General features: G+C 73.6%; 14 protein-coding genes. 5 read left to right on the forward strand and 9 right to left on the reverse strand.

Annotated elements, in window-relative coordinates; translation table 11 throughout:
• Positions 1-12: 12 nt before the first annotated feature.
• Positions 13-933 carry a 3-hydroxyisobutyrate dehydrogenase gene (gene mmsB, locus RCG67_RS00135; protein ID WP_368824283.1) on the forward strand — a complete coding sequence of 307 codons (921 nt, stop codon included), beginning with the start codon at positions 13-15 and terminating at the stop codon, positions 931-933.
• A 35-nt stretch (positions 934-968) separates the two neighbouring features.
• A complete protein-coding gene (locus tag RCG67_RS00140; RefSeq protein WP_368824284.1) occupies positions 969-2,528 on the forward strand; it encodes a CoA-acylating methylmalonate-semialdehyde dehydrogenase in 1,560 nt (519 codons plus the stop codon).
• 171 nt (positions 2,529-2,699) lie between these two features.
• Here the strand turns inward: RCG67_RS00140 and RCG67_RS00145 are convergent, their stop codons facing one another.
• Positions 2,700-3,257, reverse strand: coding sequence for a MarR family winged helix-turn-helix transcriptional regulator (locus RCG67_RS00145; protein WP_368824285.1), 558 nt, complete (start codon positions 3,255-3,257; stop codon positions 2,700-2,702).
• 147 nt (positions 3,258-3,404) lie between these two features.
• On the opposite strand from RCG67_RS00145, the gene RCG67_RS00150 reads away from it, so the two are divergent.
• Together RCG67_RS00150 and RCG67_RS00155 are read left to right on the forward strand one after the other, a co-directional pair.
• Positions 3,405-4,058, forward strand: a complete 654-nt coding sequence (locus tag RCG67_RS00150; protein WP_368824286.1) for a hypothetical protein — start codon at positions 3,405-3,407, stop codon at positions 4,056-4,058.
• Positions 4,059-4,242: 184 nt separating this feature from the next.
• The gene (locus RCG67_RS00155) at positions 4,243-4,425 is read left to right on the forward strand and encodes a hypothetical protein (RefSeq protein ID WP_368824287.1); all 183 of its coding nucleotides are present in this window, start codon (positions 4,243-4,245) and stop codon (positions 4,423-4,425) included.
• Here RCG67_RS00155 and RCG67_RS00160 read toward each other — a convergent pair.
• Positions 4,404-4,862 carry a DoxX family protein gene (locus tag RCG67_RS00160; RefSeq protein WP_368824288.1) on the reverse strand — a complete coding sequence of 153 codons (459 nt, stop codon included), beginning with the start codon at positions 4,860-4,862 and terminating at the stop codon, positions 4,404-4,406. The two genes, RCG67_RS00155 and RCG67_RS00160, sit on opposite strands and share 22 nt — an antisense overlap.
• A gap of 244 nt (positions 4,863-5,106) precedes the next feature.
• Positions 5,107-5,964, reverse strand: coding sequence for an acetamidase/formamidase family protein (locus RCG67_RS00165; RefSeq protein ID WP_368824289.1), 858 nt, complete (start codon positions 5,962-5,964; stop codon positions 5,107-5,109).
• 207 nt (positions 5,965-6,171) lie between these two features.
• Between RCG67_RS00165 and RCG67_RS00170 the strand changes: the two genes are divergently transcribed.
• Positions 6,172-7,101 (forward strand): LysR family transcriptional regulator, encoded by a 930-nt coding sequence (locus RCG67_RS00170; RefSeq protein ID WP_368824290.1) that lies wholly within the window; start codon positions 6,172-6,174, stop codon positions 7,099-7,101.
• A 135-nt stretch (positions 7,102-7,236) separates the two neighbouring features.
• On the opposite strand, the gene RCG67_RS00175 is transcribed toward RCG67_RS00170, so the two are convergent.
• The 6 genes from RCG67_RS00175 to RCG67_RS00200 form a co-directional block, all read right to left on the reverse strand.
• The gene (locus tag RCG67_RS00175) at positions 7,237-8,472 is read right to left on the reverse strand and encodes an acyl-CoA dehydrogenase family protein (protein ID WP_368824291.1); all 1,236 of its coding nucleotides are present in this window, start codon (positions 8,470-8,472) and stop codon (positions 7,237-7,239) included.
• Positions 8,469-9,926, reverse strand: a complete 1,458-nt coding sequence (locus tag RCG67_RS00180; protein WP_368824292.1) for an MFS transporter — start codon at positions 9,924-9,926, stop codon at positions 8,469-8,471. The genes RCG67_RS00175 and RCG67_RS00180 overlap by 4 nt, the downstream gene beginning before the upstream one ends.
• Positions 9,923-10,399 carry an acyl-CoA thioesterase gene (locus RCG67_RS00185; RefSeq protein ID WP_368824293.1) on the reverse strand — a complete coding sequence of 159 codons (477 nt, stop codon included), beginning with the start codon at positions 10,397-10,399 and terminating at the stop codon, positions 9,923-9,925. The genes RCG67_RS00180 and RCG67_RS00185 overlap by 4 nt, the downstream gene beginning before the upstream one ends.
• On the reverse strand, positions 10,396-11,610 hold the full coding sequence (locus RCG67_RS00190; RefSeq protein ID WP_368824294.1) for a CaiB/BaiF CoA transferase family protein: 1,215 nt from the start codon (positions 11,608-11,610) through the stop codon (positions 10,396-10,398). The genes RCG67_RS00185 and RCG67_RS00190 overlap by 4 nt, the downstream gene beginning before the upstream one ends.
• 81 nt (positions 11,611-11,691) lie before the next feature.
• Positions 11,692-12,573, reverse strand: a complete 882-nt coding sequence (locus RCG67_RS00195; RefSeq protein WP_368824295.1) for a 3-hydroxyacyl-CoA dehydrogenase family protein — start codon at positions 12,571-12,573, stop codon at positions 11,692-11,694.
• Between the two features lie 194 nt (positions 12,574-12,767).
• Positions 12,768-13,691: an enoyl-CoA hydratase/isomerase family protein gene (locus RCG67_RS00200; RefSeq protein WP_368824296.1), complete on the reverse strand. Its 924-nt coding sequence runs from the start codon at positions 13,689-13,691 to the stop codon at positions 12,768-12,770.
• Positions 13,692-13,698 lie beyond the last annotated feature (7 nt).

Genomic DNA, 13,698 nt, shown 5'->3' on the forward strand with positions numbered 1-13,698 from the left:
AGGGACTCCCCGATGACCACCATCACCTGGATCGGCCTCGGCCACATGGGCAACCCGATGTCCGGCAACCTCGTCAAGGCGGGCCACGACGTCCGCGGCCACGACGTCAGCGCCGCCGCCATGGCGGCTGCCCGCGACCACGGAGTGCAGACCTTCGACACCCTGGAGGAGGCGCTGCAGGGCGCCGAGGTCGTGTTCACGATGCTCCCCAAGGGCGAGCACGCCCGCGCCGTGTACCTCGGCGACAGCGGCGTCATCGCGCTCGCGCCGAAGGACGCGCTGCTCATCGACAGCTCCACGATCGACGTGGAGACCGCGGAGCACCTGCACCAGGCGGCCGAGGAGGCCGGCTTCCGCTTCGTGGACGCGCCGGTCTCCGGCGGGATCAGCGGGGCGGCGGCGGCCACCCTGACCTTCATGGTCGGCGGGAAGCCCGACGTCGTCGAGCAGGCCCGGACGTTCATCGAGCCCATGGCCCGCAAGATCGTGGCCACGGGCCACGCCGGCACGGGCCAGGCCGCCAAGATCGTCAACAACATGATGCTGTTCATCTGTCTCGAGGCCTGCGCGGAGGGCTCCGTGCTCGCCGACCGGCTGGGCCTGGACCCCCAGGTGTTCTGGGACATCGCCTCGGTGTCCTCCGGCAACTCCTGGGCGCTGCAGACCTGGTACCCCGTGCCCGGGATCGTGGACTCCGCCGCGGCCAACAAGAACTTCGAGGCCACCTTCAGCGCCGTCCTCGCCGCCAAGGACGCCGGGCTGGCGCTCATGGCGGGCGAGCAGACCGGCGTGCGGCTGCCCGCGGCGGAGCTCGTGGCCGAGAGGCTGCAGCAGCTCATCGACGAGGGCCTCGGGGACAAGGACTGCTCCCTCATCACCAAGTACGCCGCGCCGGACGGGAAGATCCCGGGCTGGGACCCGGACCGGGCCTGAGCGGCGCCGAGACCACCACGACCGAGGAGGACACCATGCAGAACACCAAGCAGGACGCCGAGACCCGCGCGCAGCAGGACGCCGAGCGGGGCGCCCAGGACCCCCGGGGCGCCGGCGAGGTCATCGAGCACTTCATCGACGGGGCCCGCCGCGGCGGCTCCGAGCGCACCGCCGACGTCTACAACCCCGCGACCGGGCAGGTGGCCAGGCAGGTGCTGCTGGCCTCCGCCGAGGAGGTCGCCACCGCCGTGGAGGCCGCCGAGCTCGCCCTGCCGGCCTGGCGGGCCACCGGGATGTCGAAGCGCTCGGCGATCATGTTCAAGGTCGAGAACATCATCCGCGAGCGCACCCCGGAGCTGGCCGCGATCATCACCGCCGAGCACGGCAAGGTCCTCTCGGACGCGGCCGGGGAGGTCGCCCGCGGGCTGGAGAACGTGCAGTTCTGCGCGGGGCTGATGCACCACATGAAGGGTGAGTTCCTGGAGCAGGCCGCCACCGGGGTGGACGTCCACCAGACCCGCCAGCCGGTGGGCGTGGTCGCATGCATCACCCCGTTCAACTTTCCCGCCATGGTCCCGCTGTGGATGATCACCACCGCGATCGCCGCCGGCAACACCGTGATCCTCAAGCCCTCCGAGCGGGACCCCTCCGCGGCGGTGTGGATCGCGGAGGCCTTCGCCGAGGCCGGCCTGCCGCCGGGGGTGCTCAACGTGGTGCACGGGGACAAGGTGGCCGTGGACGAGCTGCTGACCAACCCGCTGGTCAAGGCCGTGTCCTTCGTGGGCTCCACCCCGATCGCCAAGTACATCTACGAGACCTCCGCCGCCAACGGCAAGCGCGTCCAGGCCCTGGGCGGGGCGAAGAACCACATGGTGGTCATGCCGGACGCGGACCTGGACGGGGCAGCGGACGCGGCGATCTCGGCCGCCTACGGCTCCGCCGGGGAGCGCTGCATGGCCGTCTCGGTGCTGGTCACCGTCGGGGACGTGGCCGATCCGCTGATCGACCGGCTCAAGGAGCGGATCGCGGGCCTGACCATCGGCGACGGCACCGACCCGGCCTCGGAGATGGGCCCGCTGATCACCGGCCAGGCCCTGGAACGGGTCAACGGCTACGTAACCGGGGCGGAGGCCGAGGGGGCGAGCGTCGTCGTCGACGGCACGACCCAGGAGTTCGAGGGCGAGGGGTTCTTCACCGGCGTCTCGCTGATCGACCACGTGAAGCCCGGGATGAAGGTCTACGACGAGGAGATCTTCGGCCCCGTGCTGTCCGTGGTGCGGGTGGACACCTACGAGGAGGCCGTGCGGCTGATCAACACCAACCAGTTCGCGAACGGGGTGGCGGTGTTCACCCGCGACGGCAAGACCGCCCGGCAGTTCGAGTTCGAGGTCGAGGTCGGCATGGTCGGGGTCAACGTCCCGATCCCGGTGCCGATCGGGGCCTTCTCCTTCGGCGGCTGGAAGAACTCCCTGTTCGGGGACACCCACATGTACGGCCCGGAGTCCTTCAACTTCTACACCCGCCGCAAGCTCGTCACCACCCGCTGGCCCGAGCCCTCGGAGTCCCAGATCAACCTGGGCTTCCCGACCCACTGACGGGTCCGCTCCGCACGGTGCGCAGTACACCGTGCACTCCGCGCCGTGCGGAGCGGTGCCCGGGTGCGCCCCCGCCCGCTCAGCTCTTCAGGCCGTCGCCGACGTCGCGGGCGGCGTCCTTGAGGTGCTCGCCGGCCTTCCGCTGCGGCCCCGGCGCACCGGGCGCGCGGCTCAGGCGCGCCCGTGGTCCGGGGCGGGGTGCCGGCAGTCCTCGACGCGCTCCTGGAGCCGGGCCTCGTCGACGGCCTCGACCGCCTCCGCCATCTTCTGCAGGAAGGCGGTCACAGTCGCGGCCTCCTCGGCGGTCAGCTCCCGCGCGGCGCTCAGCATGCGCTCGTGCATGGCCCCGAGCGTGGAGCGGACCTCGCAGTCGGCCTCCTCGGTGGCCACGATCACCAGCGCCCGCCGGTCCGTGGGGTGAGGACGCCGCGCCACGTGGCCGCTGCGGGACAGCCGGTCCAGCAGCGTGGTGGTGGAGGCCGAGGAGATGCCCAGCTTGCGCGCCAGGTCCCGCGGGCTCAGCGGGGTCCCGGCGCGGTCCGCCTCGAGCAGGTAGCGCAGGGCCAGCACGTCCTTCTCCCCCATGCCCATGGAGTCCCGGGTCCGCAGCCGCATGGCGGACTCGGCCGCCCGGTAGGCCCGGAGCGCCTCGAGCACCTGCACCGCCGGCGGGCGGTCGCCCTCGGCGGCGTACCAGTAGCCGGACGAGGTCTGGGGGTGTGCGCTCATGGCTCCAGTGTAGGCGATCTACAAATCAGGAGAACTGGTAACTAGACAATCTAGTAATACTGCTGTTCGATGGGAACCGTGCGACGGCGTGACGAGGCGCACGGAGTCGCAGTGGAACGAAGCAGGATACGTGAGGAAGGTCGCCAGATGAAGCAGCAGCTGCACCACCGGTCCACCGTCGAGACGGCAGAGTCCTCCTCCCTCCGGGCGGTCCGGAACGACCCCGGGGCGGGCCCCGCCGCCCCCGTGCACTGCGGGCGGCCCATGCCGGTGCGCACCCTCGAGTTCGCCGAGGTGGAGGACCGCGTCAACCACGCCGTGGCCCAGGCGGCGGTCGACGGCCGGTGGATGCACGCCTGCGCCTGCGGCTTCCTGCAGGAGACCCCGGCACCCGGGGGCACGGTGCCCTCGATCGTCCCCGACGGCGAGGCGATGCTGTTCCGCCCGTTCTTCACGCGGCGCGTCCTCGCCGCGGCCGGGCGGGTCGAGACCGCCGAGTGGGCCTTCGACCAGGCCCTGGCGGACGCCGGGCCCCTCGCCGCCGGCGACGCCGAGGAGCAGGCACAGCTCCTCTGCGCGTTCGAGTCCGATCTCGAGGCGGAGCGGTGGCGGCTCGACCAGGCCGTGGAGACGCTGCGCGACGAGCTGCGCCTGGCCGTGCGCCACGGCGTGCCGATCACCCTCCTGGCCCGCGAGACCGGCCTCGAGGAGGCGGACGTGGTGGACCTGCTGCACCTGGGCGACGTCCCCGCGGAGCCCTCCGCGGACGCGGCCGACCGGGCGCTCGCCGAGGCCTGCTGAAGCCCCGGGCCGCGCCCGCCGGACCGCTGCCACGGGCCCTCGCCGCCGCGGCGCCGTTGTCGCGGTGGTGCCGGCGAACAGCGTCCGCCGGGCCGCGTCCATCCGGCCGCGGGTACTGGGCCGCGGGCGCCGGGCCGCTACGCTGGAGCTGCCCCGAACGCCCCCGCGCCCCGGAAGGACGCCCGTGAAGTCGATCGTCGCGAGCCTGCTCGTCCTGGCCCTGGTGGTGACTTCCGCCGGAGCACTGCTGACCACCGTGGACGCCCAGGAGTGGCTGCCCGTCGTGGTGCTCGCGGCCCTCGCCTATCTCGGCACGTTCACCGTCTACCGGCGCGTACGGGATCGCTACGCCGACCGCCGGGACTGATCCCGGCGGGAGCGGCGCCACGCCCGCCACGCCCCGGTGGACCACAGGGCCCACAGCACGAGCAGCGGCTGGAACAGCAGCCGCACGGCCCGGGCGCGGTCGGTGTCCAGGCCGAAGGCGTCGGTGCGCGTGAGGTACTGCGAGACGTTGCCCGGGAACACGGCCACGAAGAACGCCGCGGCGAGCCACCCGAAAAGCACCCGCCGGCGGGGCAGGGCCACCAGCGCGGCGCCGAGGACGATCTCGACCACCCCGGAGCCGAGCACCACGGCGTCGTCGGGCACGGGCATCCACTGGGGGACCTGGGCCGTGAACTCCTGGCGGGCCACGGTGAGGTGGCTGATCCCGGCGCCGAGCAGGACGAGCCCGAGCAGCACCCGCGCGAGCGTGCGCGGCAGGGACGTGACGGGGGCGGCGGCCCGGGAGGACGGTGTCATGCCCGGAGGCTAGCAGTGCGGGACCGCCGGAGGTTTGGACAGGTCACCGGGCGCCCCGGCCGTGGTGCTACCGGCGGCAGACAGCCCGACCTCGTTGTCGGGACCGCGCACGGACGCCCGCGTGACCTGCGTCACCCACAGTAGGGGGTTACCGGGGAGTCCAGCGCACTGCATGCGAAATATGACGATTACGAATGCACATCGATCGGCACGGGGCGGCCGAGGCCCCGTGGGCGGGGGACGGTCAGCAGAAGTCGGCCTTGCGGATCCGGCCGTGGGCGCCTGCGGAGCTGTCCTCCAGCCGGGTGACGGCGAACTCCGCGGCGCTCGAGAGGTAGGCGTGGGCGATGGGCCGGTCCATGCCGCGGTCCCGTGCCAGGAAGTCCACCCCGGCGCTCACGGCCCGGTGCATGGCCGCGGTCAGGCAGAACGTCCGCTCGTCGACGTCCTCCGTGCCCGAGCGGCCGACGACGATCCAGTGCTCGTCGGTCTCGGCGAACGGCTGCCGGTGCGCCACGGCGGGCACGCCCTGGGCGCTGGTCCGGCACACGGTCACCCGGAAGGTGCCGGACAGGGGCTGACCGGCGGCGCCCAGGGCCCGGTGGAGCTCCCGGGGGCAGAAGACGGCGCCGTCCGCGCAAACCGGCAGATAGGCGGTGCACCCGGTGCCGAGCGGGCCGGGGGACGCCTCGGGGTCCAGGACGTGGAGGACCTCGACCTTGAGCACGTCCCCGGCCCGGGCCGCCGGCAGGAGCACCGGTCCCGTGACCACGTGCGGACCGGCCCCGTCGAGGGCCGGGACGTCGGGCCGCCGCACTGCCGGGGGCGTGCCGGGCTCCTCCGGCAGGGGCGCCGGACGGTTCTCCTGGTCCGAGGGCGCGGCCGGCTGCGGGCGCCGGAAGCCCGGCACGCCGAGGCCGGAGGACGGATGGGCGGCCCGCGCGGCCGCGGCGCGCGCCCGCGCCTCCTCGGCCGGGTCCGGCGCGGCGGGGACGGGCTCGGGGCGAGCAGGCTCGACGGCCGTGCCGCCCACCACCCGGAGGGCCGGTCGCCGCGCGTGCGGGAGCACGGGAGCGGATCCTGGTCCGGCGTGCTCAGTCATGGGCTGCTCCTTGGGGGCGGGGCGAGCGGTACTGCTCCGACTGTAGGAAGTCCGTGTTGCTGCGCCGGACACGGAGTGTTTCCGGAGCATGACGAACCTCATAACGAGAGGAAGCATGCCACGGACGGGCGGGCAAGCCCCACAAATGACAATTGCGACGAAACCGCCCCCGTGCAGCCCTGTCCGAGCAGCACCTAGTCTGGCCGGATGGAAGTCCACAAGGCCCAGGCGTTCCTCGCCGTCGCGGAGGAGCTGCACTTCGGCCGCGCGGCGAAGCGCCTGCACATGGCGCAGCCGCCCCTGAGCCGCCTGATCCGGCAGCTGGAGGCCGAGCTGGGCGCCGCCCTGTTCGAGCGCAACACCCGCCACGTGACCCTCACGCCGCAGGGCGAAGCCCTGCTGGAGCCGGCCCGGGAACTGGTCATGCTCGCGCGGCGGATCAAGGACGTGGTCCGCAAGTCGCAGGAGGGCGAGATCGGCCGGGTGCGGCTCGGCTTCGCCGGGGCCTCCGTGAACCAGGCGGTGGGCGAGCTGGCGCGCCAGGTCCGGCGCCGGCGCCCCGGGATCAGCCTGGAGCTCTACAGCTCGCAGTTCTCCTACCTGGGCCTGGAGAAGGTCCTGGACGACTCCCTCGACCTCGTGATCGGCCGGTGGGACTTCCTGCCCGCGGAGATCAGCTCCCGGCTCGTCGCCCTCGAGGAGCTGCTCGTCGCCCTCCCGGAGAACCACCCGCTGGCCGACCACGAGACGGTCGACGCCGAGGACCTCGCCGAGGAGGCGTGGATCGTGCTGCCCGGCGGGGCGGGGGCCACGCTGCCCAACCGGCTCAACACGCTGGCGATGAACGCGGGGTTCGTCCCGCGCGTGGTCCAGGTGGCCCCGGACTCCTGGACGCTCGTGGTCCTCGTGGGCGCCGGGATGGGCATCTCCCTGATCCTCTCCAGCGTCCGGGACAACGTGCCGTCCCGCGGCGTGGTCTACAAGCCGCTGACGCAGGAGCAGAAGCCGGTCGAGGTCCGCCTCATCTGGCGCCACGGGGACGCCAGCCCGGCCCTGCAGTCGGTCATCGAGATCTCCGAGACGGTGTTCCCCGCCCCGGACGGCCCCCTGCCCGCCCTGCCCACCAGCACCTCCTGATACCTCGCCCGGCTCCCCCAGGCCCCCGGCTCCCCGAACTCACCGGTTCTCCCCGAGACGCGGTGGTTCGCCCGTGCCTCTCGGGCCGGACCGGTGAGTTCGGCGAGGAGGGGGCGGGACAGGACGGGCCGGCGCTCAGTTGAAGGCCGAGATTCCGGTGATGTCCCGGCCCACGAGCAGCGCCTGGATGGAGTCGGTGCCCTCGTAGGTGGAGACCACCTCCATGTCCGTCATGTGCCGGACGACGTGGTTCTCGAGCAGCAGCCCGTTGCCCGCCAGGAGGTCGCGGGCCTCGTTGCAGATCCACTTGCCCTTCTGCGCGGTGGCCATCTTCACCATCGAGGCCTGCGCGTTGGACAGCTGGCCGCGGTCAGCGAGCTCGGCCATCCGCACGCACAGCAGCTGCATGGTGGTGAGCTCGCTGAGCATGTTCGCCAGCCGGGCCTGGACGAGCTGGTAGCCGCCGATGACCTGGCCGAACTGCTGCCGGCGGGCGGCGTAGTCGGCGGCGATCTCGAAGGCCGCCATGCCGTGGCCCACGGCCTCCCAGGCGGCGCCGCCGCGGGTGGCCTGCAGGACCCGGGAGACGTCCTTGAAGGACCGGCAGTGCTCCAGCCGGTTGGCGTCCGGCACCCGCAGGCCCTCGAGCACGATGTCGGCCTGCTGGATGGCCCGCTTGCCGACCTTGCCCGTGATCACCTCGGGCCGGTAGCCGGCGGGGTGGTTGCCGTCGTCGTCCTTCTCCACGACGAAGGCGTTGACCTTCCCGTCCTCGGCATTGCGCGCGAAGAGCACGACGACGTCGGCCGCGTCCCCGTTGCCGATCCACCGCTTGTGCCCGTCGATCACCCACTCCTCGCCCTCGCGGCGGGCCGAGGTCTCCAGGGCCACCGAGTCGGAGCCGTGCTCGGGCTCCGTGAGCGCGAACGCGCCGGTCTTCTCGAGCCGAGCCATGGCCGGCAGCCAGCGGTCCTTCTGCTCCTCGGAGCCGAGCATGTTCAGCGCCCCCATGCACAGGTTGCCGTGCACGCCCAGGAACGTGTTGATGCTGCCGTCGGCCCGGGCCATCTCCCGGGCCACCATCCCGGCGGCCCTCCGCGACATCCCCGGGCAGCCGTGGCCCTGGATGGTGGTGCCGATGATGCCGAGCTCGGCCAGCCCGGGCAGCAGCTCCCAGGGGAACTCGGCGCGCTCCCAGTAGTCGTTGATCACGGGCAGCACGCGCTGCTGGGCGAAGTCCCGCACCCGGTCCCGGACGGCGACCTCCTCGGGGGTGAGGTCGTCGTCGAGCCGGAAGTAGTCGGAGGTCGCGGCTCCCGCGCGGACGGCAGCCGGGGCCTCGGTGGAGGGAGCGCTCGCGGTGGTGGTCATGGTCGGTCCTTTCGTCGGCGGGTCCCAGGACCCGCGGTGGTGGGTGCGGTCGGTGCTGCCGGGAGTTCCCGGCGGGTGGCTCGCAGGATCGCGAGCAGGACCAGCGCGGTCAGGGCGACCGCGGGGAAGACGAGGATCGAGGCGCCGGTGGCCCACGCCAGGGAGACCCCGGAGTAGCCCACGGCCATCGAGAGGAAGCGGATCATGTTGTGGATGCCGATCGCGGTCCCCGAGCCCCCGGCGGGCGAGAGCACGAGCTCCGTGGCCGCCGCGCTCTGGGCGAAGGCGATCCCGGTCCCGGCGAGCACGAGCCCGAGGACCACCAGGGAGACGATCACCCAGCGGGCCACACCGAGGCCGGACGAGACCATGGCCAGGGTGACCACCGGGGCGGCGACCACGAGGATCAGGACGCCGCGGCTCAGCTGGACCCCGCTCCCGTGCCGGCGGCCCATCCGGGCCGCGACGGGCCCCGCCGCCGTCATGGCGAGCGCCAGGGTGAAGACCACGGCCCCGATCCGGGCGGGCCCCAGTCCCAGGTCCGAGCCGAGGAACAGGGGCACGGCCACGATGGCCACGGCCATGGAGCCCATGGCCAGCCCTGCTCCGGCCGCGGCGGTGAGATAGGCGGGGTCCCGCAGCAGGGCCGGGTCCAGCAGGGGCCGGGGTGCCGCCGCGTCCCCCGCGACCCGCCGGGACCGCCGCCGGGAGAGACGGGCGAACAGCCACCAGCCGAGCACCGCGGAGACCGCGCTCGCGGCCGCCCAGGACCAGGGGCCGGACTGTCCGGCCAGCAGCACGGCGGCGGCCGTCGACCCGCCGCCGACCACGAGCCAGGCCATCGCGGCCACGTGCATCGGCGGGCGCCGCCGCCGGATGCGGGGCATGAACAGCGCGAGCAGGAGGATCAGCACGAGCACCAGCCCGGCGTGCACCACGAACACCCAGCGCCAGCCCAGGGCCTCGGTGAGGACGCCGCCGAAGGGCGGGCCCACGGCCTGCCCCACGCCGATGGCCGAGGCCCACGCCCCCATCGTCTGAGCGGTGCGCTCCGGCCAGGTGCTGACCAGGGCCGCCTGCACGCAGGGCGGGATCGCACTGCACGCCGCGCCCTGGACCATCCGGGCGAGCACGAGCGACTCCATGCCCGCCGCCGCGGCCGCCGTGAGCTCCGCGAGGACCATGACGCCCAGCGCCGAGAGCAGGAAGGCCCGGACGCCGAGCCGGTCGCCGAGCCACCCCGCGAGCGGGACGGCCGTGGCCATCGCCACCGTGAAGGCGCTCACGGCCAGCACCGACTGCTGCGCCGTCATGCCGAGGTCCGTCTGGATGACGTACAGCGGCGCGTTGATCACGTTCGAGGACATCGTGCCCAGCGCCGTGGTGGCCAGCAGCGCCGGGTACGCGATCCGCCGCGCCCGCAGGCCGGCCCGCCCCCTCCGGAACGCGGTCATGCACGCACGGTCACGGAGCCCGGTTCGGTCTCCGGCTCCGGCTCCGGCTCCGGGACGACGACGCCCGCCAGGGCGGCCCGGACCCGGTCCGGCAGCGGCGTGGAGCGGCCCGTGGCGGGATCCGTCTGCACGAGCACCGTCCGGGCGCGGACCGCGACCTGCCCGTGCTGGACCAGCTCGTAGGCCACCGTGCAGGACGACCGGCCGACCCGGGCGACCCGCACCCGGGCCGTGAGCTCGGGGCCGTGGTCGATGGAGCGCAGGTAGTCCAGCGCCAGGGACACCACCACGCGCGGCCGGGCGGGGTCCGGGACACCGTCCTGCCCCAGCCAGGCGGCCATCGCGGAGAGCCGCGCCTCCTCGAGCAGGGTCACCACCCGGGCGTTGTTGACGTGCCGGTTGAGGTCCTGGTCGGACCAGCGCACGGGCAGCACGGTGGTGTGGACGGTGCTCGTAGGGCTGACGGCGCTCATGACGCCTGCCGGACCGCGGGCTCGCCGCGCTCGAGCCAGGCCAGGACGCGGTCCCGGTCACCGTCGAGCCGGGGCGGGGCCTGCGTGTAGTCGACCGGGGTGCGGCTGAAGTCCACCGGGTGCCGGACCGTGGGGATCTCCCGGCCCCCCGTTCCCGCCAGGACCACCGGGTCCAGGCCGAGGCCCTCGGCGAAGCGGACGCCCTCGTCCACCCCGAGGATCGGGGCGCAGGGCACCTTGACCGCCTTGAGCAGCTCGAACCAGTCCTCGGCGTCCCGGGCGGCGAGCCGCTCGACCATCAGCCGGCGCAGCTCCACCCGGTGGGCGTTGCGCGCGGACACCGTGCTGAACCGGTCGTCCTCGGCGAGCTCGGGCGCCCCGAGGCACCGGCACAGCCGCGCGAACTGCCCGTTGTTGCCCACCGCGATGACCATGTCCTTGTCCCGGGTGGGGAAGGGCTCGTAGGGGTAGAGGCTCGGGTGCTCGTTGCCCATCCGGGTGGGGACGCTGCCGCCCGCCACGTACGCGGCGGACTGGTTGACCAGCCCGGACAGCGCCGAGGTCAGCAGGTTCAGCTCCACGTGCTGGCCCGCCCCGGAGGACTGCCGCTCGTGGAACGCGCCCAGGATGCCCGTGGCGGCGTGCAGGCCCGTGATCACGTCGAACAGGGCCACGCCCGCCCGGTACGGCTCGCCGTGCTGGCTCCCGGTGAGGCTCATCATCCCGGAGAGGGCCTGGGCCAGCAGGTCGTAGCCGGGCAGATCGGCGCCGCCGGCGGTGCCGAAGCCGGTGATCGAGGCGTAGACGAGGTCCGGGCGCCAGGCGCTGACGCTCTCGTAGTCGAGGCCGTAGCGCGCCAGGCCGCCGGGCTTGAAGTTCTCCACCAGGATGTCCGCGCGGGCGATGATCCGCTCCACGACCTCGAGCTGCGCCGGGTCCGAGAAGTCCAGGGCGATCGAGTGCTTGTTGCGGTTGACCGAGAGGAAGAAGGTGCTCTCGCCGTCCCGGTGGGGCGGGACCCACGCGCGGGCGTCGTCCCCCGCGGTGCTCTCCACCTTGATGACGGTCGCGCCCATGTCCGCCAGCAGCATGGTGCAGTAGGGGCCGGCGAGCACGCGGCTGAGATCCGCCACCACCACCCCGGCGAGCGGGCCCGTGCCCGGGCGGCCGAAGATCTCCTGCAGGGCGTGCGCGTCCTCGAACTGGCTCATGTCTTCTCTCCTCGTCGTCGTTCCTCGTCCGGTGCTCGGCCCGGCGGTCGTCCGGGGCACGGCCCGGTGGTGGTCCAGGGCTCAGCCGGCGTACTCGTACCAGCCGCGGCCGGTCTTGCGGCCGTACCGGCCCTGCTCGTAGAGCTTCTCCACGGAGGGGTGCGGCAGGTCCGCAGGGTCCCCGCTCTGCTCGTGCTCCGCGAGACGGATCAGGTAGGACACGTCGATGCCGACCAGGTCCATCAGCTCGAAGGGGCCCATCGGGTGGCCCAGCGCCGTCCGCGCCGCCACGTCGATGTCCTCGAAGCTCGCCACGCCGTCCGCCTCGAGCCGCAGGGCCTCGTCCCGCAGGGCCCCGAGGAGGCGGTTGGCCACGAAGCCGGGGACCTCGTGCTGGAGCCGGACGGGCTGCTTGCCGAGCCGGCGAGCCAGCTCCACGGTGGTCTCCACGGTGGCGTGCGAGGTCTGCGGGTTGCGCACCACCTCGACGCAGGCCATGACCAGCGCCGGGTTGAAGAAGTGCATGTTGCACACGCGGTCGGGCCGGCCGGTCGCGTCCATGAGCAGGGACGAGGGGATGGTCGAGGAGTTGGTCGCGAGGACGGCGTGCTCGGGCGCGGCCTCGTCGAGGTCGGCGAACAGCCGCCGCTTGATGTCGAGGCGCTCCACGGCGGCCTCGAGCACGAAGTCGGTGGAGCGCGCCGCCTCGATCGAGTCGGTCGTGTACGCCATCCGGGCGAGGGCGGCGTCCACCTCCTCCCGGCTCCTGCTGCCCTTCTCGGCGAGCCGGCCGAGCCGGCGGCGCACCTCCTCCCGGGACCGCTCGAGGGCGGCGGGGTCGAGGTCGCTCGTGGTGACGGTGTAGCCCGCGAGGGCGAAGACCGCCCCGATCTGGGTGCCCATGGCACCGGATCCCACGATCAGGACCTCGCGGACGGCGTCGATGCTCGGCTGGGGGTTCATGCGCTGCTCCTCGGGGTGGGGGTGCGAAGGTCTGGGGTGGTCGTGCGAAGGTCTCGGGCGGTGGTGCGGAGTCGCCGCGGGGCGACGGCCCTGCGGGGTGGCCGCCGGGTGCGGAGCCGCTGCCGGGTGCGGAGCGGCCGCCGAGTGCGCGGGCGGCCGCGGGGTGCGGGCGGGGAGCCGCCCGGGCCGGCGGTTCAGTCCTGCTCGCGGAAGCGGGCGGGGCGCTTCTCCAGGAAGGCGCTCGCGCCCTCGGCCTTCTCCTCGGAGGCGTAGAGGAGGGACTGGGCCAGCCGCTCGAGCAGCAGCCCGGTGCGCTGGTCCGTCTCGGCGCCGTTGCGCACCACGAGCTTGGCCAGCCGCACGGCCAGGGGGCCCTTGGCGAGGATGGTCTCCGCGGTGGCGAGCGCGGCGCCCATCAGTTCCTCCGCGGGGACCACGCTGGTCACCAGCCCGATGCGCAGCGCCTCCTCGGCGTCGATGATCCGGCCGGTGAGGATCATCTCCTGCGCCCGGCCCAGGCCCACGAGCCGGGACAGCCGCTGGGTGCCGCCGGCGCCGGGAAGGATGCCGAGGTTGGTCTCGGGCAGCCCGAACCGGGCGTTCCCGGCGGCGATGCGGATGTCGCAGGACATCGCCAGCTCGTTGCCCCCGCCCAGCGCGAAGCCGTTGACCGCGGCGATCGTGGGCAGCTCGAGGTCCTGGACCCGGTCGTAGAGGCGCTGCATCCGGGCCCGCAGCCCGTCCCGCAGCGTGTAGCCGACCAGCTGGGAGATGTCCGCGCCGGCCACGAAGGACTTCTCCCCCGCGCCCGTGAAGACCACGGCGCCGACGTCCTCCCGCCGCTCGAACGCGTCGAGCGCGGCCTCGATCCCGTCCAGCACCCCGAAGTTCAGAGCGTTGCGCACCTCGGGGCGGTTCACGGTGACGACCGCGACCCTGCCGCGGAGCTCGGCCGTGACGGTGCCGGTGCCCGTGTCGACCACGGTTCCCGTGCTGGTGCCGGTCGTGGTGACGGCGTCGGTGGCGCCGCCCGTGCTGTCGACGGTGGTGCCGGCTGTGCCGTCGGCAGAGGTGCCGGTCGTGGTGTCGGCAGTGGTGGTGCCGGTGCTGTCGGTCATGTCGGGT

It is taken from the genome of Kocuria cellulosilytica, assembly GCF_040981245.1.
Lineage (GTDB): Bacteria > Actinomycetota > Actinomycetes > Actinomycetales > Micrococcaceae > Kocuria > Kocuria cellulosilytica.